Below are 22,400 nucleotides of genomic sequence, written 5' to 3' on the forward strand. Positions count from 1 at the left end.
TTTGCACCGGTCGCCTTACCCGCTGATGGATTCCTCGAAAAGCATCTTCGAGTACGGGACGTTCGTAATGCCCTGTTGCAAATCGGATCGGGTCAATTCGTCGACAAAAGTACCGTCCTTCATCACCAGGACCCGATCGCACATATGCGCGATGACCGATAGATCATGGCTCACCAGCACATAGGTGAGCGCTCGCTCGTCTCTCAAATCGCAGAGAAGATTGAGCACTTCGGCTTGAACTGAAACATCGAGTGCCGACGTGGGCTCGTCCAGAAGCAGGATGTCCGGTTCCAGCATCAGAGCACGGGCGATTGCCACGCGTTGGCGCTGTCCACCCGATAATTGATGGGGAAAACGATCAGCGAAGCTGGTTGGCAATCCGACCTGTTCCAAGGCACTCGCGACGCGGTCAAAGCCGCTCCCCCTGTTCATCGCGCGAATTGGTTCTGCAAGCACGCGTTCAATGCGGTGGCGGGGATGGATAGATCCATACGGATCCTGAAACACCATCTGCGCCAGCAATAAATGTTCCTTGCTGCGTTCGCGATCGACGTTCGTTCCCGCAAGGGATATCGTTCCCTGCCAATGCCGGTCCAGCCCTGCGAGCGAGCGCAGGACGGTGGATTTGCCACAACCCGATTCCCCGATAATGCCCAGAGTCTCGCCCTTGTTGACCGAGAAGGACACCGATTTTACGATCTGTTTGCGCGAATCGCCTTGACCGAACGAAACAGACAGGTCTTTGACCTCAATCATCATAGGCTCCCCGCCGCATTGATTGTTTTCCGGTCCAGAACCTGCAAACGGGCAACAGGGCGCCTGGGATCCGGCATGGCAGCGATCAGACCTCGCGTGTAGGGATGTTTTGCCTCATCAAGGCTGTGCAGTGTTTCAATGACTTGCCCTTGATACATGACGAGGATTCTCTCGCAAAAGGATGCCACCATGCGAATGTCATGGCTGATCAGGAGAAGGGCCGAGTTGTTCTCTCGCACCAGCTGGTCGAGAAGTCGCAGTACATCGCCTCTGACACTGACATCCAGAGCCGATGTCGGCTCATCGGCAATGACGAGGCGCGGCTTGGCGAGCAACATCATTGCAATCATCACCCTCTGGCCCATGCCGCCGGAAATCTGGTGCGGATAAAGATCCATGGTTCGCTCAACATCGGCAATACGCACGTTTCCAAGCATCTCAGCCGCAAGTTCGAAAGCGCGTTTTTTGCCGATCTTCTGATGAAGAAGGGCCGCTTCGGCCACCTGTTTGCCGACCCTCAACACGGGATTGAGGGAATATCTGGGGTCCTGCATGATCAACGCTATGCGGTTGCCGCGAAGGCCTCGCATTGCTTTTTCGCTACGAGACAGCAACGGCGAGGATTCGAAATCAAGTGTCGAAGCTTCGACCCTTGCCGAGGGCGGTAAGAGCCGCATGATTGCACGGCCGAGGGTGGATTTTCCAGAGCCGGACTCCCCAACGATACCGACACGCTCTGCGCCAAGGTTGAAGCTTACGTTCCGAACAGCCGGGATTGCGGCTCGCCCGAAGCGGACGGACAAGTCCTGAACTTTAAGAATGCTTTCGTTATCGGGCATGGCGTGGATCCAGAATATCGCGAAGCGTATCGCCGACAAGATTGAACGCAAGGCTGGTGACGAGAATGGCGATGCCCGGCATAACGGCCACCCACCAGTTATCCAGCATGAATTTGCGCCCGTTGGAAATCATCGCGCCCCACTCAGGATCCGGTGGTTGCGCACCCAGGCCAAGGAAACCCAGCGCCGCAGCCGTCAGAATGACGCCAGCCATGCTGAGCGTCAGCCGAACCACCACAGAGGGAATGCACATCGGTGCGATGTAGAGCAACAGCAGTCTGGTGCTGGATGCACCATAAAGTCTGGCCGCAGCCACATAGTCCGTGTTGCGCACCACGAGCGTCTCTGCGCGGGCCAGTCGTGCAATCGGTGGCCATCCAGTCAGCGAAATGGCAATGATTGCGGTGTTGAGGCCGGCTCCGAGCGCCGCTGCGAACGCGAGAGCGAGGATGAGCGAGGGAAAGCTGAGGACGATGTCCGTCGCCCGCATCAGGAAAGCATCGATACGTCCACCTGCGAAGCCGGCAACAATCCCGATGAACAGTCCAATTGGACCGACGATCAGAGAAACGGCAAGGACTGTCTGGATGGTGATACGCGTGCCGTAGATCAGTCGCGAAAGAATGTCGCGTCCGAACTCATCGGTTCCCGCCCAGTGGGAGAGGCTTGGGGGTTGCAGTGCCTGTGACAGATTTTGTGAGGTCGCACTATAGGGTGCTATCCACGGGGCAAGGATTGCAACGATGACCAGAAGCAGAAGCACGATAAAACCGAACATGCCCAAGGGTTCATCCGCCAGCTTTTTGAAGAAGCTCTTGAGGCTCGCCATAGCGCGACTGAAAGCGCCCGAGGTCTGGCGAGGGGCGGCCAGGATTTGATTTGTGTTCATGTCGTGGCCTCTCGCGTACGGGGATCGAAAATCAGATAAGCGAGGTCGGAGAGGAAGTTGAGCATCATGAAAATCAGTCCGATGATGAGCGTCCCGGCCAGGACCGCATTCATATCGCCCGTCATCAATGCATTGGTCATATACTGACCAATGCCGGGCCATGAAAACACGATCTCCGTAACCACTGCGCCTTCGAGCAAGCCGCCATAGGAGATTGCGAGAACGGTGATGAGCTGTACGGCAATATTTGGCAGGAGGTGGCGCGACACGATTCGCATGCTCGAAGCGCCCTTGGCACGTGCGGCGACCACATAGTCCTGGTTCAATTGCTCCAAGGTGAAGCTGCGGGTCATGCGGGTAATGTAAGCCATTGCTGAATAGGCGAGGATACAAGCGGGAAGAATAATATGATGAACTGCATTCCAGAACACCTCCGTATCGCCTGCCAAAAGGCTGTCGATCAGAAGCAGGCCGGTTCTGGGCTCAACAAGTCCTTCCAGATAGACATCCACACGCCCGGGACTGCCAGCCCACTGGAGCCCTGCATAAAAGATCACAAGGCCCACGATGCCGAACCAGAACACCGGAATAGAGTGACCAACGAGCGAGATAACCCGTGTGAACTTGTCAAACCAGCTGTCGCGAAAGAAAGCAGCGGTCATGCCGAGGGGAACGCCCAGCAGCGTCGATATGATAACGGCCAATGTTGCGAGTTCCAAAGTCGCCGGGAAAGCGTTCTTGAGGTCCTCGGTTACGGGGTTGCCGGTCAGGATCGCGGTCCCGAGATCTCCCCGAAGAAGGGAGGTCATATACAACCAGAACTGATGATAAAGCGGCAGGTCCAGACCTAGCCGTTCCCGCATCGCCTGATAGGCTGCGGGATCGGCCAGTTCGCCGACGATCGCACCGACGGGATCGGTCGGCAAAATGCGACCAATCACGAAGGTAACGATCAGCAGCACGAACAGGCTTATCAGCAGATGTCCGACCCGTTTGGCAAGCTCTATGAGAGTAAACTCTTTCATGTGCGCAGTGGCCTGATTATGGAGCGTCGGATTTTGTTACGCCTTCAACGCGGGTCAAAGACCATGGATGGCCGCTGTAACCCTTCAGCCGGCTAGTCAGCACGATGGGTTCAAAGCGTTCAAACATCGGCAAGACGGCAGGCTTCAACGCGATGAACTTTTCCTGGATCTGTTTGATGAGCTCCATGCGCTTGGTATCATCCCTTTCGCTGTTAGCCTGCTCGCGAAGAGCATTCAGCTCTGGAATGTCCCATGCAGAACGCCAGACAAAGTTGCCTGCGTTGTTAGCTTCCTTGGAGTTGTTGGGATTGGACGCAAAGTTATCCAGCGAACCAAGTGCAGTCGGCATGAACGAGCCGGTTTGCGGAATAAGCAGATCGAAATTGCGCGCCCGGTGTGCTGCGACAATGTCCGCGCCATTACCCTGCTGGATGGTCACTTTGATACCGATGTCGGCGAGGTTGGCCTGAATGGCCGTTGCCATATCCACACGCGGTGTTTGCGAGATTGTTTTTAACGTTACCGTGAAGCCATCCGGATAGCCGGCATCTGCCAGAAGCTTCTTGGCCTTTTCAGGCTGGAAAGACCAATCGGGGTTAGCAATGGCACCTGCCCAGTCTTCTGGCACCGGAACGTTTCGGACACGACCGTATGACCCCAAAATCGTATTCGCTATGCCTTTATAATCGATGCCGTAAGCAATCGCTTCCCGGACGCCAGGCTTGGAGAATGGCTCAGCGCCTGCATTCATTGCGAGGACGTAATAGCCACCGGTCTTGACCTTGTCGATGACAAAGCTTGTGTTCGTTTCGAACGTCTTGACATCCGCGGCGGTCAGGGCACTGGCAATATCGATATCGCCGCGCTCGAGCATCAGACGGGCGGCCTGACTTTCGGGGACATGGCGCATCACAATGCGGCGCATGGTGGGTTTACCGTCGCGATAATCATCATTGGCTTCCAGCAGGACAATGTCATTGGGTGTCCAGCGGCGCAACACGTAAGGACCTGAACCTGCGGTCTTGGTTCTGAGCCACTCATTGCCGTAGTCGTTGTTGTTGACGTGCGTTTGGACCTCCACACTGTCCACGACGGATGATACACCCATGGCGAGACGATAGAGGAGCGCTTCAGGGATAACCTTATCGGTCAGCTCTATCCGAAATGTCTTTTCGTCGGGAGCGGAAACAAGGCCTTCAATATTAGCAGCAGTATACCCGGCCGTCTTGTAATTGGTCGCTGCAGATTGATCGAGCTTCAAAAGCCGGACGATGGAAAACACGACGTCCTTGGAGGTTACCGGATTTCCGGATGAGAATTTCGCATCTTTGAGTTTGAAGGTGATACCCTTGTCATCAACCTGCCAGCTTTCGGCCAGTTGCGGCTTGATTTTGTTACCGTCCTTCTGATCAGCGAAAACAAGGCGATCATAGGTGTTGGCCAATATCTCCTGCGTCTTGACTTCAGTAGCTTGCTGCGGATCAAGCGAGAGCACCTGGGCAAGTGAAGTGCCAATAACGAGTTGATCATTCGGGGTGGCTGCGGTGGCTGCCGTGGCCGTGGCAAGCGCTAAAGAAAGCGTTGCTGCAAAAACACGATTGGAACAAATTAGGGTCATAGGTTTCCTCTCCAAAATGGTCGCTTCGGCGCCAGACAAGTCATACGATGATTGCGTATAATTATCGCCGCCGGCGAGAATCTAGTATGATGTCTTAAGCTTTGGGCCGTATCCTCTGTCCTTAGTGAACCCTAATATCGCTCGACGCGCAAGCTGTGTTTGCGCGCAGATGGAAGTGGAACGCGGCTTTTCGAAAAGCAAGACAGTGGCATTTCCAGAAAAGCATACAATCAAAAAGAAATATCAAATCATGATTTAAACTCAAGGTAATATTAGACATTTTTATATAAATAATATTTTTCAGATAGTTAAAGATCATTGATAAGTGACTTTGGACGCGGACTCTAAATCGTACTCCAGTTGCAACAATATGACAGGGCTTGCTTATGGGAGAACCTCGGATATTGAGAATTATTGCAACTCGACAATTGCCCTAAGAGGTATTATCTCTTTCAGAACAATCAGGAGGAATGACATGTATGTTGGCACGCAACTGGCAGCCCGGGACGATGATGATTATCGGATATGGTCGCAGCTTGGCATTAATAATATCTGTGCGGACCCAGATGGCCCGATGGACAGCTGGAGCCTCGACGACCTCAAACGCTTACGTGAGAAAGTTGAAAGCTTTGGTCTGACACTGGATATGATCCAGCTTCCCTTGCCTTCAAGCCCGATTGAAACAGCCACATATCCAGATATTCTGCTGGCCGGTCCAAACCGTGATCGCCAGATCGATGCAATCTGCAAACTGATTGAAAACCTTGCCGAAGCCGGTATTCCTGCAGCCAAATACAATCTCAATCTCATCGGCATTCCCCGCACCCCCGATGAGCCTGGACGAGGCGGTTCAAGGAATGCATCCTTCCGCTGGGACAAAACTGATCAGAATGCAGCGCCCGGTCAGGCAGGCATTCTCTCGGAAGATGAAAACTGGGAGCGGATCGACTATTTTCTCGAACGGGTCGTGCCTGTCGCCGAAGCGAACCGTATTCGCCTTGCCTGCCATCCGCACGATCCCTATACGCCGCCGGGTTACAAAGGGGTGACCCGCGTTCTTGGAACCGTAGACGGTCTTAAGAAATTCGTCATGATGCGTGAAAGCGCCTATCACGGCCTAAATTTTTGTCAGGGAACTGTCGGCGAAATGCTCGATAATCCCCGTGACGAAATCGATGACGTTATTCGCTGGTTTGGCAGCCGGAACAAGATTTTCAATCTTCACTTCCGTAACATTCGCGGCAAAAAACTTTCGTTCATGGAGACCTTTCCGGATGAAGGCGACATGGACATGGCACGATCGCTGAAAGTCTACAAAGAAGTGGGCTACAAATACATGATCATGCCCGACCATGTTCCCACCATTTCTGGCCGTGATCCACAAGGCGTCGCTTTTGCCTATTGTTATGGTTACACCGCAGCCTTGCTTCAGGCCCTCGATGCCTACAATTCCTAGGCTACGGTCAGCGGGGCAAGGTCCCGTTCTGTTTTCTGTACGAATTGAATCTGCCCGACCTCGCTTCAAAAAGCGTGTTCCGTATATCGTGATTCATGCGTCACTGGCCTCAGGAGCGAATTTTCTGAAGGCTCAATCAGGACAGAATTGGTGCAAGAAACTCTGCACGCTTTGACGTCCATGAAGTCTGATCGCGGACGTGCTGAAGTCTGGTTTTGTCGGGAAGGACGCCTGGGCGTGTAACCGGCTGCCAGACAATGCTGCCGATGAAGCCGATAAACAAGAACGGAGAGTTGATGTAATGAGAAAGATCACATTTTTCGCGGCAACCTCCATCATGGTTGCGAGTAGCCTTTTTGCGAATGCAACCGTAGCTCTGGCTAGAACAATGGTCTATGTGTCCGCGGCAACAGACGGAGACATCAACACCTATAGTATGGATGAAAAAACGGGAGCCTTGACGCCAGCCGGCAAGGTGAAGGCTGGCTTTTCTGTCATGCCTTTGGCCGTCAGCAGCGATGCCACTCATCTTTATGCTGTTGTTCGGTCGCAGCCCTACCGCGTTGTGTCATATGACATCAACCAGGACACGGGTGGGTTGACGGAGAAGGCCGTGGCGGCACTACCAGACAGTATGCCCTATGTGTCGATAGAAAAACGTGGTCGGCTGCTATTCTTCGCATCCTATGGCGGAAACAAGATTGCATCCTTGCCGATAGGTGCTGATGGCCTTGTCAAGGAAGGTGTCAAGCAAGTCATCCTGACAGGGAGAAACGCCCACTCGATCGTGAGTGACAAGACCGGGAAATATGTGTTCGCTTCAAACCTCGGCTCCGATGTCATTCTGCAGTATGTTCTGAATGACGAAACCGGAATGCTTGAACCCAATAAGCCCGCGAGCGTTGCAACAAAAGCGGGACAGGGACCACGTCACATTCGGGTCTCGCCCGACAACAAATCGGTTTATGTCGTCACGGAACTGAGCGGCGATGTCATTCATTTCGCGCTAGACGCCGCCACAGGAACTCTGACAGAAAAAGAGACGGTTACAGTTTTGACAGCCGATGCCGGCCTTGAAAAAGGCGTCGCGCCTCCTGCACCACCCGCGTTTAATGCGCCTGCGACAGCAATCCAAACTCCCGCGCCTGCGGCTGCTCCTCAGCCAAAGATTTGGGCTGCCGATATCGACATCACGCCTGACGGAAAGTTCCTCTACGCGTCAGAGCGTTCGACCAGCACGATTGCGATCTTTGCCGTAGCCGCTGATACGGGCGCGCTGACCCGGGTTGGCTCCATTGCAACCGAAAAACAGCCACGCGGTATTCGCATTGATCCGACGGGTCAGTTCCTGATCGCGGCGGGGGAGAAATCTGAAAAGATCTCTGTCTACAGTATCGGTCAAAAAAATGGCTCACTGCAAGGTGTCGGGCGTTACGACGTTGGCAACGGTGCAAATTGGATCGAAATCGTCCGTCTTCCCTGAAGCCATAGCGGCCTTTACTCAACACTATCTGGCTCTCCGCGATCTTCTGGCAGAGAATGGAAGTGCCCCAACCCCTGCTTATCCATAGCCCGGATCGACACCCCTCGCCGACCGGGCGTATTCTACCGATACGACAAGGAAATGAGCCCCAGAGCGCAACCTGTGGCCAAGCATCCCGGCGAAAACAAACCACAAGCAGACTTTCGGCTTAAGTCACTGGATTTGTTGGGAAAGCAACAATCAAACTAAAATTTACGGACATCAACGTGCACTCCGCTTGCCGACCCCGGCATAAATGAGCGCGGCGACAACGACCAGCATGCCTTGGAAGAGGTATTGATAGGTCTGGGTCAAGCCCAGGAATGTCACCGCGTTCAGCACCTCGGTCAAGAGAACAGCACCGAGCAGGGTTCCGACGAAAGTTCCACGCCCGCCCGAAAGGCTGGTGCCCCCCACAACGACCGCAGTGATGCTGGCCAGCGTGTAGTTCACGCCTTGGCGGGGATCACCCACCCCAATCTGGGTCATCAGCATGATTGCACCCAAGCCAGTCAGCAGCGAGCAGGCAATGTAACCGGCGATAAAGGTCATCTCGACAGGAATGCCAGCGCGGCGGGCGGAGTGCTCATCCGATCCGACAGCGCGCAGGCGCCAGCCAGCCCGCGTCCGGCGCAACACGGCTTCTGCCGCCAGTGCAACAGCGACCAAAACGAGGAAGGCAACCGGGAACGGTCCCCACTGCCAGTTGATCCAGTCTGTAACAGTCGCACTGATATAGCCGCCCGGATTGTCCCGCAGCAGAAAGCTGCAGCCCTGGATCGCGATATACATCGCAAGTGTGGCTGCAATCGGCGTGAAGTTGGCAAAACGGATTAGCATGCCGTTGATCGCGCCGGTGACAAAGGCGCTCGCGAACATCAGCAGGAAACCGGCCAACATCATCGCGGAGGAACTGTCATCTGTGATGAAGAAAGACGCGACCACGACCAGAAAACCGGTAAGGGGGCCGACCGAAAGATCGATGCCGCCCATCAAGAGCGCGACCGTCTGGCCCATGGCAATGAAGCCGAGGGCCGTGGCAAGAAGCAGGATGTTGTAAATATTGTAGACGGACAGGAAGTTCTCGTTCTGGCCATAGACGTAAAGTCCAAGCAGCAGGGTCACGATAGCCAGCGGCACGGCTGGAGCATTGTCGGACCTCAGCAAATCACGCCACCGGCCGCCAGCATTTGTATGAGCAACCGTCGAACTGCTGTCGCCGTGGGTTTCAGCCTTGACGGCGGCAGCAACGATGCGTTCTTCGGTGACGTCGTCACCGGTCAGGATTTCGACCACCTGTCCGCGCGACAGTACCACAACCTTGTCACACAGTCCTTCGAGTTCAACGGCATCGGAGGAGTTGACGACGACCGGTGTTCCCGCCTCGGAGACTTCGCGCAGAATGCGATAGATTTCGAACCGGGCACCGACATCCACTCCTTGGGTCGGCTCGTCGGCGATGATCAGCCCTGGCTCGGACAGAAGTGCACGGGCCATAACGACCTTCTGCTGGTTCCCCCCTGACAGGGCAAAAATCGGCGCCTCCATTCCCGGTGTCTTGACTGCCAGCTCGCTGAAGATCGCACCGACCTGGTGAAGTTCCTTCTTCCGGCTCATGACGCCAGCAACCGCAAACTTTTCAAGTGCCGAAAAGGTGGCATTCTCGCGCACGGTCAGGCTACCTGCGACACCCTCGGCATGACGGTCGGACGGCATGAAAGCGGCTTCATGCAGCAGCTCGGGCTGCGTCAGCTCGCGTCCACGCAGGACAATCTGCCCCTTCACCGGCTGTAGACCGGCAAGCACGCGCATGAGTTCAGGCTGGCCATTGCCCGCAACACCGGCGATCCCGACGATCTGCCCCCGTGGGACGTCGAAACTGACGTTTTTCAGGTCTTTGTTGGAGAGACCACTGACGGAAAAGCCGGTCTCCGACACGGTTGCCGAGGCTTTTGGCGGGAAGGCAGATTCGAGGGTGCGCCCGACAATCATGCCGACAAGATCGGTATCGCTGATCTCGCCAATCAACGCGGCGCCGCGCACACGTCCGTCTCGAAGCACGGTTACGCGGTCTGCAATCTGGCGCAGTTCGGCCAGACGATGAGTGATGTAGATGACCGATGTACCTGCGGCTGCCACCTCGCGGATCCGGGCGAACAGCATGTCTGTCGAGTCCTGGTCGAGCGAGGCCGTCGGTTCGTCCAGGATCAATACCTTCGGATCAAGCGCGAGAGCCTTGGCAATTTCGAGTAGATGTTTCTGGGCAACGGTCAGACCGTCTGCGCGCATGCCAAGGGGAACGTGCAGCCCGACTTTGTCGAGCACGCGTCGACCAACCTTCTCGGGTTTCGCCACAGAAAACACGGATGCAGGCAGCGCGACACGCAGGTTTTCCAGGATCGACAAGTCATCCACGATTGCCGGATGCTGGAAGCAGATGCCGATACCATGAGACTTGGCGATGTCTGGCGTCATCTGCTGGACAGGGTGTCCACCAAAAAGGATTTCGCCACCTGTCGGCTGCAACGTACCCGAAATGATGTTCATCAAGGTCGACTTGCCGGCACCATTCTCGCCGAGGATGGCGTGTACTTCGCCAACGTGAAATTCCGCACTGACGTCGACCAGAGCCGCAACGACAGAGAAATATTTCGAGATACCTGCCAGACGGATCACCACGTCCCGGGTGTCCGGCGCGATCTCTTGACCGTTTCGTGCCAACATTGTCTGCGATCCATCCTGATTGCTAAACCCCGGAGTGTAAGCCCTCCGGGGTCATTGATGCATGGGTTGCGGTTACTTGCCGACAACCTTCGCTTGGTCCTCGGGCTTGAGCTCGGAAGACATGTAGATAGCGCCTGGCAAATCCTTGCGGCACTGAACTCCATTCGGCTTTCCAGAGACAGAATCTTCATAAGCAGGCGCCTTGAAAATTTCTTCCTTCGGCAGTTCGCCGCCGGTTGCCAATGCCCCAGCCCATTGGACCGCCAGGCGAACATTGTCGTTGCCAGTCGCGACGGTGAACAGCTTGAAGTCCGGGTTGGCGGCGTGGTTCTCTTCCCAGAAACAGCTGAGCGAATTGCCGTCGGACGTTGCCAGCGCCGGGATCGACTTGCCCTGCTTGGTAAAAGCGGGGAGCGCGCCGACAAGTGATGGCCCGAAGTCGGAGACGATCACGTCGATCTTGTCATTCTTAGCGATCTCGGCCGTCAGCACCTTCTGGGTGAGAGCCGGGTCCCAGTTGGTCACGGCGAAGGGTGCCTGATTGACGAAGACGTATTCAGGCCCAAGCACGCTCTTCAGGCCCTTCAACTCATCGATGCCCTGGCTGTTGCCGGCGGGGCCGCTGAGAAAGAGGACATTGCCACCCTTGGGCAAGACGCCCTTGATCCAGTTGCCCCAGGTCACGCCGTCGTTCTCGAAGGAGGACCCGATGAACTTGGAATAGTTCATGCCTTCCTTGCCGCCCACCGCGACCCTGTACGGCACGATGATCTTACCCGCCTTGAACACACTAGTGATCGCCGGGAGCATGGCGGGACCTGCATCGCCGAAAACGACGAGTGCATCGATGCCCTTGGCTGCCATGCCTTTGATGTCAGAGATTGCCTTTTGCGTGTCACCTTGGCCGTCGGCATATTCGTACTTTGTAATGCTGGGGCAGAGCTCAACGGTCTGCTTTCCGGATGCCGTCGTGACCTGACGCCAGCTATTGCCACCGTAGCCGTCAAGAAGGGCGAGCGTCGCCTTCTTGGGTCCGCACCAGGACGGCATTTCTGCCTTGGCGACGTTCGCACCTCCCAGTGCGACGAACGCAGTCGCAACCGATACTGCCATGACCTTGGTCAAATCCGCATAATTCATGTCTGCTCCTCCACTTGTTATCGTTAGGTCGTTTTTTTGACGTTTCTGCTCCAGTTGAGCGAGTAAACGGCGATGCCAAAACCCAGTGCCAGGGCCTGGATAATCGTTTGGGCCGAATAGGGTACGCCGACCGACAGCGCGAATTGGCTCAACTGGTTCAGAAAAAAGGCGGCGAGCACCGTCGAAACCGGAAAACCGCGGCCGCCCAGCAGCGAGGTGCCACCCAGGACGACGACAGCGACGGACGGCAGAAGCAAACTGTCGCCCTGAAAGGCTGTGGGCTCGCGGGTAATACCGGCAATCAGGATACCTGCCAGGCAATAGAACAGCTGTGCATAGACATAGGCCATCATCTGGTGCGACCGGACACGCAGCCCTGCCGCCTCTCCAGCGGCCGGGCTGGCGCCGATTGCCTCAAACCGGCGACCACCAACGGTCTTTTTCAGCATGAAAGAAACCAGAGCCGTCGCGCCAAGGGCAAAATAGATCGCATTGGGGAGACCAAAGGTTTCGCCTCCGGCAATCGTAGCGAGGAGATCGGTCGTTACGGAAGGAACCCCGCCCGACATCGCAAAAACGGCTGCGTAGAGAAGTGCATTGGTGCCGATCGTTGCAATGATCGCATTCATACGGAAAACGCTGATCAGGATGCCGTTGAGGACGCCGATCGAAAGATTGAATGCCAGCGCCAGCAGCACCGCCTGATAGAGGAACGCGTCATTCTGATTGGGGAAATGCGTCGACACAACAACCGCCAGAGACACGGCTCCGGGAAGCGAGAGATCGAACCCACCCTGCTGGACGACAAGCAACTGGCCAAGGCCGACAATTGCAATGATGGCTGCGAAAGGAAGACTGCCCGACAGAGCGCCCCAAGACACGCTCGACGGCGCAAAGACAAGAGAGGCGATCAGAAGCAGAACAATCGAAAGGATAACCGTCACGAAACTGCGCGCCAGTTGAAAATGGCCCGCGCTATAGTTGCTCGAACGCGTCGGGGTCGTGGAGATGGCACTCACCAGGGAGCTCCTTTCGGCAAACATGCTGCCGCAAAGCAGACGCAAGCATTGCTTGCCAAGGGTTTCGATCGAAGGTCGGGGTCAGGAAAGTTGCTCAGGAACAAGATTGAAGCGGGTGACGAACCGTCTCGGCACAATACGTCGGCTAAGCCGCCGTACAGGACGTCAAAAACTGACCCCTGCGCCCCTTTTGGATACTTGGTAAGACACGACGCTTTCTCAAAGTTGTCAATCATCGTGCCCTACTCTCGAGACGATCACGGTTCGTTTAAGATGAAGCAGTCAGAAAGACATATCCGAGCGACACGACAGCTAGAGCCCCAAGCTTTGGCAACAATCTAGTTGTCTCCAAACCGTTGAACGGTCAGAACTGTCAAAATCAAAATGATCTACGGATTGCCCAAATTCTTGCTCCTCCAAGAATTTGTCATTGGATCTGCCGCTCGCCCCACCAACCGATGAGTATACAAGGGCTGACCATCAAATCACGTCAGAAAACTTACTCCTCCGAACTCCTCATCAATGACTTTATGCATTTTGAAGACTGCGAAAACCACGAAAATATCCGCTTTGGATAAGTGTGTTTTATTGAAAATATTGGTCGACGCGCATTCAGGGTGCCCGCATTGTGGAGTGATAGGTTTCGATCAGCAATTCAGCGTTTTCCGGCCCCGCGTCTCGTGCGTGCGCTTCGATTTCATAGGCCAGCTCCACCACACGCTCGTTGATCGGGGCGGCAAGTCCGTGGGCCTTTAGCGTGTCGATGACCCAGCCGTTCACTTCATGGATCTCCGCCCGTCGGCCCTTGCGCCAGTCCTGCAGCGAAGTGGTGAGCGTATCGGCCTGCGAGAAGACGGTCAGCACCTCCTCGAATATCTGGTCGACATAGCGCTCCGGATGATTGGTGGTCACCGGTGGCATGCCGATAATCGGTACGATCCTGGCGCCATCGGCAATTGCAGCCTGCATGGCCTCATAGCCTGCAGCCCGCATCACGTCGAGCATTCCTGGACTGCGTGCGGCATCACCAAGCGGTAGATTGACGATCGCGGAAGGAATGAGTTCAGCGGCATTGACGACGAGTTTCATCCATTTGGCAGAGCGTATATCGTTGGTAACCTCGACAGTACCCGTACAGCGCAGAAGTTCGGCCACCGCCTCCACCCTCGTCTGAACATCGGGGTCGAGTGCACCCAGGGCAAACCATGAGGTATCTTGATCGTTTTGCCGATTGGTCACACCCGGTACGAACATATTGGAGGCGATTTCGATGACGGCACCGATGGTGCGTTCGCGCCCGACAATCGCTGCAATGTCTTCATGGGTCATGCCGTTCTGGAGACCGATAACCAGGCCGTCCTTTGCCAGAACCGGCTCGATCAGCTGTGTCGCCCACTTGGTATCGTAGGCCTTGACCACAAGGAAAACCAGATCGAATGGCTCCTTTACCTCGGCCACCTCGCACAGATGCAGTGCGGCAACCTTGGCATTGATCGTCCGGGTCGGCAGATTAACGGTAATTCCGTTCGCCCGGATGGCGTTCACATGGTCCGGCCACTGCTCGATAAAGGTCACATCGTGCCCTGCGAGAACGAAGTCTGCACCAATAGATGCACCTTGGGCGCCGGTTCCAAGAAAGGCAATTCTTGGTTTTTTGCTGGGACTGAATGTCACGCGACCGTCTCCTTAACTATCTTTGCGGGCGAAGATTGCCCCTTCAAAATCGGAACAGTTTCCGGTTGCCATTCAGCGGACGGTTAAATGTGCAGGTCTTTGCAACGCAGGCGACGCTGAAGCTAGCAGAGGTAGTCCACCTGATGGCGGGCGATGCGGATACCTTCCAGATCAGCGCGCACCTTGGTGTGGGCAGGATGCTCCGCGTAGCCCTGGAGTGCGGCTTCATCTTCGAATTCCGAGTAGAGAACAACGTCGCAAGCGTATGATATACGGCTGATATCAAGCCCCACTTCAACCGTTTTCAGGCCCGGTATCTGTCCAATCAGGCTTTCGAACTTGGTCTTGATCATGATGGCGGCATCACGCTTCTGCTCAGGCGTATCCCCGCTGACGTTCCACATGACGATATGCTTGATCATGGCTTTCCTCCTCAAGTCTCTATGGTGCGAGCACGCGAATACAGCATTGCCGCAGATGCGGTATTTAGACGGCTAATATATTCGCCGCGGTGCAAGCTCGGGTTTGCGGACCTGTTTCTTGGCCGCCTCTTCCGGACCACCCAGACCGTCATCGACAACATGGGCCGATCCCAACTCACGCATCCAGTTCGATACTATTTGCAAACACTTACTCAGCCATGGCTTCATCTCGTCCCCCCCCCCTTTCTTTTGCATTCCTCATTCCGGCCGTCGGCCCTCATAGGCGTTCGCCAGCAGGCGACGAATTCCCTCTTCTTCAAGCTCCCGTGGGTTCCAATAGGCATTCGCCATCGCCTGTTCGGCAGCAGGATCAATGCCATCGGCGGGCATGCCCATCGATTTCAGCGCCATGGAGGAACCCAGTTTCTCCGCGAGATCAAAGAGCCCCCCCGCAGCATCCTTTGTGCCCAGAGCGCCCGCGACACGCCGCATTGCTTCGGGAACGGCTGGTGCGTTGTAGGCCACCGCATGTGGCAGAAGCGCCGTGTGCATCGGCGCATGGGGTAGATTGAACATGCCGCCGAGCGTGTGGCAAAGCTTATGGTGCAGCGCCATGCCGACGGATCCCAGGCACAGGCCGCAGAGCCAAGCGCCGTAAAGCGCGTCCGCCCTCGCATCAGTATCCTCCGGCTGAAGGGTGATGATGGGAAGGGCACGAGCAAAGGCCGAAATCCCCTGCTCGGCCAGCAGCGAGATGACCGGATTGCCCTCCCGTGCATAGAGGGCTTCCACCGCGTGGGCCACGGCGTTCATCCCACTGGTAACGGACATGGCAACGGGCAGTGTCAAGGTAAGGTCGACGTCATAGATGATGACTTCGGGCAGGATGCGCGGATCGGATTTGGTCACCTTTCGACCATTCTCCGTCTCGCCCAGAATGGGGGTTGCCTCCGATCCAGCATAGGTCGTTGGCACCACGATCTGTGGCAGATCGGTGCGAAAGGCGATCGCCTTGCCGAGACCGGTCGTGGACCCGCCACCAATCGAGAGCAAGGCATCCGCGCCAACATGCTCAACCATCCTCATTGCATCGACCGTCACGTCAACCGGCGTATGCATCTGCGCCTTGGGGTAAAGACCTGCAAAGCGCGGCCCCAGAACAGCCGCTATGGCTTCAGCCTGCTCTGCTTGCTCGGGCGTCGACAGGACCAGGACCCGGTCGACCGACAGGCGCTCGGCTTCCTGCGCCAGAGTTCCGATTGTGCCGCGTCCGAAGACGACACGCGCGGGCTGGCTACTATAGACAAAATTCTGCATGCCTAACCGTCCAGTTTCTGCTGTGGCGTCACCAGCACGAAGTCACATGTAACGGCCTGGAATGGATTGGAAAAGCCGAGTTTAGACGCTCTTGCCGGATCGTCGACTGCGTGGAAGTCCGCGATGAGATCCTGCTTCACACCAAAGACCGCATCGGAATGCAGATAGGGACAATCCGGCGTGAAAATATGCGTTGTGATCGGCTCGAAGCCAGCAGCACCGACAATAAAGTGGATGTGGGCAGGCCGGTAGGGATGCCGGCCCATCTGGCCGAGCAATTTGCCGACGGGACCGTCATCGGGGATCGGGTAGTATTTCGGACGCACCGATTTGAACCAGTATCGCCCGTCAGCATTGGTCGTGAAGATGCCGCGCAGGTTCATCTCGGGTTGCAAGCCCTTCTGCTGGACATCATAAAACCCGTCTTCATTGGCCTGCCATACGTCAAGCATGGCGCCAGCGATCGGCTGACCCTGTGTATCGGTGACGCGCCCCGTCACAAGAAGCGGTTCGCCCTTGCCGTCGAGGCAGATGTTGGCGCCGTTATCATAGCGTGGCGCATCAGCGACGTGGAAGGGACCGAGGACTGTCGTTTCCGTCGCACCCGATGGTTTTCTATTGTTGATGGCGTCAACGAGCATCGAGACGCCCAGTATATCCGACAGCAGGATGTATTCCTGTCGCCAGTCGTTGCATATCTGCCCGGTCTCGGTCAGGAACGTGATCGCCTTGCCCCATTCCTCCTGCGTCGGCTCCACTTCCTTTACGAACGCATGCAGATGCCGGATGGCGGCGTCCATGATCTCACGCAGACGCGGATCGGTGTCGCTGGCGATCCTTGCGATGACGACCTCAGCGGAATCATCCTCGGAAAAGTAGCCGCTTTCGGCCTCGTGGTTGCGCGGATCAGTGGTCATGTCGTCACCCTTTCCTTATGTCCATTACGGAACCATGTGATTGGCGCAAAGGCGGTCTAAGCCTCGGTGAAGGATTTGGTGGTGCCATGATCTCAACCATTCAACAGAGTGATCTTGATGCTCTTGGTCGCGTCTTTTCCAAAGCCGAATGCCTGAACGGCATCAGTCAGCGCATAGTCGTGGGTCTGGATCGGCGACAGGTCGATGCCGGTACGCTCAAGGAACCGAATGGCTGCGGGCCACACGCCTGGTGACCCGATACACCCCCGGACGGTCAGGTTCTTCATTTGGATCTGCCCGATGACCACGGGAACGCTGCGCCCGATATTGATGCCGACCATCGACATGCGGCCGTCTTCGCGCGCATAGTCAAACGCTGCAGCCAGCGAAGCGTCCTGGCCGGAGGCTTCGACAACCAGATCCGCGCCGTGGCCACCGGTCATCTCACGAATGCGAGCGGCCGCACCGCCATCGCTCGGGTCGAGTGCCGCATTTGCGCCAAGCTTGAGAGCAACCTCCCGACGGGATGCCAGCGGATCGACGACAATCACGCGAGCACCCATGCCGATGGCAGCTGCTGCCGAAACCAGCCCAATCGTGCCACCGCCGGAAACGACCACCGTCTCGCTTGCATTGGTGCCACCGGAACGCAGCACGGCATAGAAACCGCAAGTGAAGGGCTCGATCAGGGCAGCCTTCTTGTCATCGACCGCGTCGGGCAGCTTGTGCAGCCATTCCGGATTGACGTTGAAGAACTCCCGATCGGCACCGCTCATGGAAAAGCCGAAATGGTGGAGACGCTCAGGGGTGCGCACCACGCATTCGCCTACCACCCTGTCACCGATCTTAAAGCCAGTCACATTGCGGCCGACCTCGACAATTTCGCCACTCCACTCGTGGCCTGGGGTCACGGGATAGGAGATCGGTATGATGTATCGGCCCGCGAGGAGTTCATAGTCGGAGTGGCAAATGCCGACCGCCTGGGTCCGTACCAGAACCTCGTTGGGAGAAATCTCCGGCATGTCCAGATCCGCGATTACGGGCTTGTCCGGCGCTTCGAATACCAAGGCTTTCATAGCAATCTTCCTGTCACAGTGTTTCGACCAGCCCCGTACGGGCAGAGCGGATGATGGCTTCCAGCAAGGCGATGTTGTTGATCATGTCGTCACCGCTGATTGGATAGGCGTCCAGTCCGCGAACCGCACGTGCAAAGGCACGCAGGTTGTCCCGAACCGGTTCGGCGGGAGCCACTTCGCGAATGGTAATCTGCTGCCCCTTCCATCCCTCTGTCACGATCCAGCCATCCGGCGATTCGACATGCGCCTTGTCCCGCACTTCGATCCATCCAAGCGTGCCGAAGATGGCAAAGCGGGAGATGAAGGGCGTCGCAAGCGTTGCCGATACATAGGCAGATCCACCGCCCTTGAAGCGGACATGCGCGCTCATCGTGTCCCCCTGTGGGATCTCGGAGGCAAGATTTTCACAGACGACCCGCACGTCTGAAGCCGGTCCCATCAGCTTTACCGACAGATCCGTCAGATGGATGCCGGTGGCCGTCATTCCACCTGCCGGTGCCTGTTCAGCGTTCAACCGCCAATTGGAAGAATCGAGCGTCAGAAATTTGTCGTGGCTGAAATTCGCCTCGATCTGCAACAGGCGACCGAGACGGCCGGACGTTGCCGCCTCGAGGATGTCAATGATTGGTGGCTCGAACCGCCGCTCATGACCCATGCCAAGGACGAGGCCCGCGTTCCGGCAGAGCGCAACAGAGGCTTCGGCCTCTCTGCGGGTCATGGCCAGCGGCTTCTCACAAAAGACATGTTTTCCGGCAGCGACAGATTGCGCAATCTGCTCCTGATGCAGCGCATGCGGCGTTGCCAGGATGACGGCTTCGACGTCTGGATCCGCAAGCGCCGCAGAAAGGTCTGAGGAAAACCGCATGCCAAGATCAGCGGCAAAACCCTGCACGTCGGCATTAGGATCAACGCCATGGACGAAACGCATCTCCGCCCCACCGGCGTTGACGAGGGATGCCATCTTCTTGCCCCACCAGCCAAGGCCGACGATGGCAGCACCGACCGGGCGTTCTTCTTTAGCGCTCATCGATTGTCGACCCGCTTGCTGAAAGGGTGAATATTCACGGATGCCCAGACGCCGGCAGCACTGAAGGGATCGGCCTTGTTGAAGGCCACGACCTCTTCCTTGGTTTCGGCCTCGAACAGGAAGAGCGAGCCGATCATCGTCTCGTTATCGTCCGCAAGGAGTGGACCCGAGATGACGGTCTTCGTCTTGCCAGCAGCAAGATAGGCTTTATGGGCATCATAATGGGAGAGCCGTTTCTCGACGCCGCCAGGGTGATCGAGGCAATGAACGATGTAATGCATGACGAAACCTCTTGGGTTCAGGCGTTTCAGGTCTTGCAAGCAGCCTGGACAGGCAGGTGCCGCATTTCGGTAGTCAGTGCCAAACGTGCCGACGCGTTACACTCTCGTCGCAAGCAGTCTGAGACAGGGCTCGTCGGGGTTCACCCCTTCATGTTGACGAGGATCTTCATGTGAGAGGCGTTCGGATCGAGCAGCGCCTCGAACCCCTTGTCGACCACATCCTCCGGCGCAATCTGCGCCGTAACAATCTGCTCCACCGGGAAAATGCCTGCGCCGATCATCTGTGCAATCCGTGGCCAGATTGTCACGGGATAGCACCATGTCGCCTCGACGGTGATGTCCTTCAATGCCCACAGCATGGCGTCGATAGCAGCGGGTTTGACGTGCAGTCCGACCTGAACGACGGTCCCCTGGCGTCTGACGGCTGCGGCACAAAGATTGAGCGAGGCTTCCGCGCCGACGCATTCGAGCGCTACGTCGACACCCACTCCATCTTCCGTATGCTGACGGAACAGGGATGCCGTATCTGTCTCGCGCGGATCGAAGACGATTGCCTCCGGCACAAGTTTCTTCGCCAGCGCCCGGCGATTGGCGTTGAGTTCGGAAACGAAGATGGTCGTTGCACCGGCCGCGCGGGTGGCGAGCAGAACGAGCGCACCGATCGGCCCCACACCGGACACCAGAACCGTGCTTCCCGCTTCCACCCCGCCGCGATCGACGCCGTAGAGGGCGACGGCCGCCGGTTCGATCATCGCGGCCTGAACGTCACTGACGCTGTCGGGCACCGGAAAAACGTTATAGCCATTGACGACAGCCAATTCGCCCATGCCACCCCAATCCCAGGAGAGACCGACACAGGCCATCTTTTCGCTGAGGTGATATAGCCCGCGGCGCCCGTAATAATCGTCACGCGGCGAGATAAGTGGCTGCACGGACACTCGAGTTCCAGGCGTGACATGGGTCACGTTGCGGCCAACCTCAATCACGCGCGCCGAAAACTCGTGTCCGAGGATTTGCGGCAGGATCGCGCCGGAATAGACATGTGGCGTCATTGGCGTGACAATCGGTCCGGCGACATATTCGTGCAGATCCGTTCCGCAGATGCCGCAGACCAATGGCTCGATGAGCACCATGTCGTCTGCGAGCGGCCCTGAAGGTGCAGGTATATCTTCGACCCGAATGTCCTTGCGCGTATAATAACGAACTGCTTTCACCTGCTTGTCCTTCCCAAACAACTGGCTCAACCTCGCGAACCATGAATACCGTCATCAACCCAAGAAGCGCTCCGATACTCCCTGTTGACTATCGCGCAGGGAGAACCGCACAAGGGCTCTCCATGAGACGGCGCGATCCTTCAGGCAGCCAGCGCTCACGTTTGAAAAAGAGACAATCCCGAAAATGTCGCTGCATCACGAATCCTCCTCCGAGCCTTGATCTGACCTTAGACAACAGGAGGTGCTTGCACGGTGCTGTAAAGCACGCCTGCAACATCCTATTGTTTCTGTCAGCTTTTCCTCCCACGGAACGCTGAACGATCCGATGGCAACGCTAATGGATTACCAAACACCTCACAGCCCAAGATTTATCCGAAACGGATATTTTGTGCAGAGCTTTCGATCGGCAGTTCGCCATAGTGACTGATGGGAGAGCATGGCGCGGCGCACCGGACGCGCAGCCTCAATGCGTGTGCTCCGTATTCGAGAGCCGGTTCGCTGGCTCGCCATGAGTGACTGACGACACGGACGGGAGGATGACATGAACGAAAAGGTTTCGGTCGGATGGGCAGGTATCGGCAAAATGGGGGCGCCCATGAGCCGCCGCGTGCTGGATGCGGGTTATCGGCTTCACGTCTATGAGCCCCTGCCGGAAAACCGTGCAACAATCGTCGCTGAGGGCGCAAACGTCGCCCACACGCTGGAAGACCTCGCCGCCGGATCGGATGTGGTTGTCCTCACCATTCCCAACGATGCCGTACTGCGTGATCTCATTTTTGGTCCCGGAGGGCTCGCCGGCGTAATGAAAGCTGGCCAGACATTGATCGAGATGAGCACCGTATCGCCCGCGATCTCTGCCGAGGTGAACGAAGCCATGGTCGCGCTTGGTGTGGATTACTTGCGGGCACCGGTCTCAGGTAGCACGGCGACGGCGTCCGCTGGTACGCTTTCCGTCATGGCGTCAGGACCGGAACAGGCCTACAAAAATGCCGAGCCGATCTTCGAGTGCTTTTCCGCCCGCCGCTTCTACGTCGGTCAGGCGGAAGAGGCACGCTATCTGAAACTCGTTCTCAACGCGATGGTCGGGGCCACATCAGCGCTTCTTGGGGAGGCACTGACACTCGGTCTCAAGGGCAATCTTTCGCTCGATACCATGCTCAATGTCATTTGCGAGAGCGCGGTCGCCTCGCCCCTGATCGCCTACAAGCGGGATCTACTGGTACAGCGCAATTTCGACCCGGCCTTCTCCGTGGCGCAAATGATGAAAGACTTCGATCTTATCCTCGACGCTGCGCGTGCAGACCATATTCCGATGTACATGGCGTCTATGATCCGTCAGCAATACGAAGCGGCATACGCAGAAGGTTTGGCGGAGAAAGACTTCTTCGTGCTCTTCGAGCAATCCGAACGCCTTGCCGGAATTCTGCCTCCGACTGGCGAATAGCCCCCAACAAACCAGTATGGGACATGGACCGCGCCTAGCC

At 56.6% G+C, this 22,400-nt stretch carries 19 protein-coding genes; 3 read left to right on the top strand and 16 right to left on the bottom strand.

The window, feature by feature from the left end:
• Positions 1 to 15: 15 nt before the first annotated feature.
• Genes RMR21_RS16005 through RMR21_RS16025 form a run of 5 tightly spaced genes read right to left on the bottom strand, consistent with a single transcriptional unit; the run spans position 16 to position 5,127 of the window.
• Positions 16 to 756, bottom strand: a complete 741-nt coding sequence (locus RMR21_RS16005) for an ABC transporter ATP-binding protein (RefSeq protein WP_498671727.1) — start codon at positions 754 to 756, stop codon at positions 16 to 18.
• Positions 756 to 1,595: an ABC transporter ATP-binding protein gene (locus tag RMR21_RS16010; protein WP_498670468.1), complete on the bottom strand. Its 840-nt coding sequence runs from the start codon at positions 1,593 to 1,595 to the stop codon at positions 756 to 758. Before RMR21_RS16010 ends, RMR21_RS16005 begins: the two co-directional genes overlap by 1 nt.
• Positions 1,585 to 2,424 (bottom strand): ABC transporter permease, encoded by an 840-nt coding sequence (locus RMR21_RS16015; RefSeq protein ID WP_498671729.1) that lies wholly within the window; start codon positions 2,422 to 2,424, stop codon positions 1,585 to 1,587. Before RMR21_RS16015 ends, RMR21_RS16010 begins: the two co-directional genes overlap by 11 nt.
• A 56-nt stretch (positions 2,425 to 2,480) precedes the next feature.
• Complete coding sequence (locus RMR21_RS16020; protein ID WP_498670469.1) at positions 2,481 to 3,509, bottom strand: ABC transporter permease; 1,029 nt, start codon at positions 3,507 to 3,509, stop codon at positions 2,481 to 2,483.
• A gap of 16 nt (positions 3,510 to 3,525) precedes the next feature.
• Positions 3,526 to 5,127 (bottom strand): ABC transporter substrate-binding protein, encoded by a 1,602-nt coding sequence (locus tag RMR21_RS16025; RefSeq protein WP_498670470.1) that lies wholly within the window; start codon positions 5,125 to 5,127, stop codon positions 3,526 to 3,528.
• A 475-nt stretch (positions 5,128 to 5,602) separates the two neighbouring features.
• Here RMR21_RS16025 and RMR21_RS16030 point away from each other — a divergent pair, with 475 nt between their 5' ends.
• Together RMR21_RS16030 and RMR21_RS16035 are read left to right on the top strand one after the other, a co-directional pair.
• On the top strand, positions 5,603 to 6,583 hold the full coding sequence (locus tag RMR21_RS16030; RefSeq protein WP_498671732.1) for a mannonate dehydratase: 981 nt from the start codon (positions 5,603 to 5,605) through the stop codon (positions 6,581 to 6,583).
• A gap of 301 nt (positions 6,584 to 6,884) precedes the next feature.
• Positions 6,885 to 8,066, top strand: coding sequence for a lactonase family protein (locus tag RMR21_RS16035; RefSeq protein ID WP_498670471.1), 1,182 nt, complete (start codon positions 6,885 to 6,887; stop codon positions 8,064 to 8,066).
• A 261-nt stretch (positions 8,067 to 8,327) separates the two neighbouring features.
• Here the strand turns inward: RMR21_RS16035 and RMR21_RS16040 are convergent, their stop codons facing one another.
• The 11 genes from RMR21_RS16040 to RMR21_RS16090 all read right to left on the bottom strand — a co-directional run bounded on the left by RMR21_RS16040 (position 8,328) and on the right by RMR21_RS16090 (position 20,916).
• A complete protein-coding gene (locus RMR21_RS16040; protein WP_498670472.1) occupies positions 8,328 to 10,829 on the bottom strand; it encodes an ATP-binding cassette domain-containing protein in 2,502 nt (833 codons plus the stop codon).
• Between the two features lie 72 nt (positions 10,830 to 10,901).
• Complete coding sequence (locus RMR21_RS16045) at positions 10,902 to 11,969, bottom strand: substrate-binding domain-containing protein (protein ID WP_498670473.1); 1,068 nt, start codon at positions 11,967 to 11,969, stop codon at positions 10,902 to 10,904.
• A gap of 23 nt (positions 11,970 to 11,992) precedes the next feature.
• Entirely contained in the window at positions 11,993 to 12,988 is a 996-nt protein-coding gene (locus RMR21_RS16050; protein WP_498670474.1) for an ABC transporter permease, read from the bottom strand.
• A 612-nt stretch (positions 12,989 to 13,600) separates the two neighbouring features.
• A complete protein-coding gene (locus RMR21_RS16055; RefSeq protein WP_498670475.1) occupies positions 13,601 to 14,662 on the bottom strand; it encodes a ketopantoate reductase family protein in 1,062 nt (353 codons plus the stop codon).
• Between the two features lie 122 nt (positions 14,663 to 14,784).
• The gene (locus tag RMR21_RS16060; RefSeq protein WP_498670476.1) at positions 14,785 to 15,084 is read right to left on the bottom strand and encodes a Dabb family protein; all 300 of its coding nucleotides are present in this window, start codon (positions 15,082 to 15,084) and stop codon (positions 14,785 to 14,787) included.
• A 258-nt stretch (positions 15,085 to 15,342) separates the two neighbouring features.
• On the bottom strand, positions 15,343 to 16,401 hold the full coding sequence (locus RMR21_RS16065; RefSeq protein WP_498670477.1) for a maleylacetate reductase: 1,059 nt from the start codon (positions 16,399 to 16,401) through the stop codon (positions 15,343 to 15,345).
• Between the two features lie 2 nt (positions 16,402 to 16,403).
• Entirely contained in the window at positions 16,404 to 17,318 is a 915-nt protein-coding gene (locus tag RMR21_RS16070) for an intradiol ring-cleavage dioxygenase (RefSeq protein ID WP_498670478.1), read from the bottom strand.
• Between the two features lie 92 nt (positions 17,319 to 17,410).
• Positions 17,411 to 18,394 carry a zinc-dependent alcohol dehydrogenase gene (locus tag RMR21_RS16075; RefSeq protein WP_498670479.1) on the bottom strand — a complete coding sequence of 328 codons (984 nt, stop codon included), beginning with the start codon at positions 18,392 to 18,394 and terminating at the stop codon, positions 17,411 to 17,413.
• Between the two features lie 13 nt (positions 18,395 to 18,407).
• On the bottom strand, positions 18,408 to 19,421 hold the full coding sequence (locus tag RMR21_RS16080) for a Gfo/Idh/MocA family protein (protein ID WP_498670480.1): 1,014 nt from the start codon (positions 19,419 to 19,421) through the stop codon (positions 18,408 to 18,410).
• Positions 19,418 to 19,702, bottom strand: a complete 285-nt coding sequence (locus RMR21_RS16085) for a YciI family protein (protein ID WP_498670481.1) — start codon at positions 19,700 to 19,702, stop codon at positions 19,418 to 19,420. The genes RMR21_RS16080 and RMR21_RS16085 overlap by 4 nt, the downstream gene beginning before the upstream one ends.
• A 140-nt stretch (positions 19,703 to 19,842) precedes the next feature.
• Entirely contained in the window at positions 19,843 to 20,916 is a 1,074-nt protein-coding gene (locus RMR21_RS16090; protein WP_498670482.1) for a 2,3-butanediol dehydrogenase, read from the bottom strand.
• 541 nt (positions 20,917 to 21,457) lie between these two features.
• Between RMR21_RS16090 and RMR21_RS16095 the strand changes: the two genes are divergently transcribed.
• The gene (locus RMR21_RS16095; RefSeq protein ID WP_498670483.1) at positions 21,458 to 22,360 is read left to right on the top strand and encodes an NAD(P)-dependent oxidoreductase; all 903 of its coding nucleotides are present in this window, start codon (positions 21,458 to 21,460) and stop codon (positions 22,358 to 22,360) included.
• The last annotated feature ends 40 nt before the right edge of the window (positions 22,361 to 22,400 follow it).

It is taken from the genome of Agrobacterium sp. rho-8.1 (genome assembly GCF_033957725.1).
Taxonomy (GTDB): domain Bacteria; phylum Pseudomonadota; class Alphaproteobacteria; order Rhizobiales; family Rhizobiaceae; genus Agrobacterium.